Annotated in this window: 1 protein-coding gene; it reads right to left on the reverse strand. The window is 40.7% G+C overall.

The window, feature by feature from the left end; genetic code table 11:
* On the reverse strand, positions 1-1,363 hold a 1,363-nt coding region (locus BA195_RS14435), incomplete at both ends, for a PKD domain-containing protein (protein ID WP_245662347.1).

Below are 1,363 nucleotides of genomic sequence, written 5' to 3' on the forward strand. Positions count from 1 at the left end.
TGTAATATCGTTACTTGTAAATGTATCTGCTGTTGGTGCAGTCGTGTCAATGGTTACTACTCCTGTTCCGCTGTTTCCTCCTGCATCAGTTGCGGTTACATCAATTGTATCATCATCTGATAACGTTGGGAATGTTCCACTATCCGCTGTTGCTGTATCTGGATCAATACTCCAGTTTCCTGTTCCGTCAGTTGTTACCGTATAGGTTACCTCTGGCGTACCATCGCCATTTGCATCAACAGTAATTGTTAAGGTTTCATTTGCCTCTCCTGTTCCTGTTAAGGTTGGGGTAGTATCGTTACTTGTAAACGTATCTGCTGTTGGTGCAGTCGTGTCTAGAATTAATTCACCTGAAGTTACATCTGAACAAGTACCATTACTAACAACTACATCATATGTACCATCTGGGCTGATTGCATTTACTGCTGGAACCGTTAATGTCCAAGTATTATCTCCTTTGTCCGTTAAGTTTCCGTCTGCTTCGGTATACGTTACGCCATCAATTGTTACTGTAATTGTATCTATTGAATTACATGTTCCTGTTATAACAGGTGTCGTATCGTTCGTTGTTTGACTTACAACAGTTACATTTGGTGCTGTTAGATCTTCTGTTATTACAACTGTATCTGCTACACTTGAACATCCGTTGTCTGCATCTGTTACTATTAATGAATATGTTCCTGCTGCACTTACTACTGGACTAGCTGTATTTGCTCCACTATCTATTGTTCCATCTGCAGTTGTCCAGGCATAACTTAAAACTCCTTGACCTGTTGATCCTGATCCATCTAAGGTTAATGTAGTTGTTCCACATGTTAACTCTGCCGTTGATCCTGCTTCTGCTRTTGGTGCTAAAACATCTTCTGTTATYACAACTGTATCTGCTACACTTGAACATCCGTTGTCTGCATCTGTTACTATTAATGARTATGTTCCTGCTGCACTTACTACTGGACTAGCTGTATTTGCTCCACTATCTATTGTTCCATCTGCAGTTGTCCAGGCATAACTTAAAACTCCTTGACCTGTTGATCCTGATCCATCTAAGGTTAATGTAGTTGTTCCACATGTTAACTCTGCAGTTGCTCCTGCTTCTGCTGTTGGTGCTAAAACATCTTCTGTTATYACAACTGTATCTGCTACACTTGAACATCCGTTGTCTGCATCTGTTACTATTAATGARTATGTTCCTGCTGCACTTACTACTGGACTAGCTGTATTTGCTCCACTATCTATTGTTCCATCTGCAGTTGTCCAGGCATAACTTAAAACTCCTTGACCTGTTGATCCTGATCCATCTAAGGTTAATGTAGTTGTTCCACATGTTAACTCTGCAGTTGMTCCTGCTTCTGCTGTTGGTGCT

Origin of the sequence: Tenacibaculum soleae (assembly GCF_001693415.1) — a bacterium.
In the GTDB taxonomy this organism is placed as follows: domain Bacteria; phylum Bacteroidota; class Bacteroidia; order Flavobacteriales; family Flavobacteriaceae; genus Polaribacter; species Polaribacter soleae.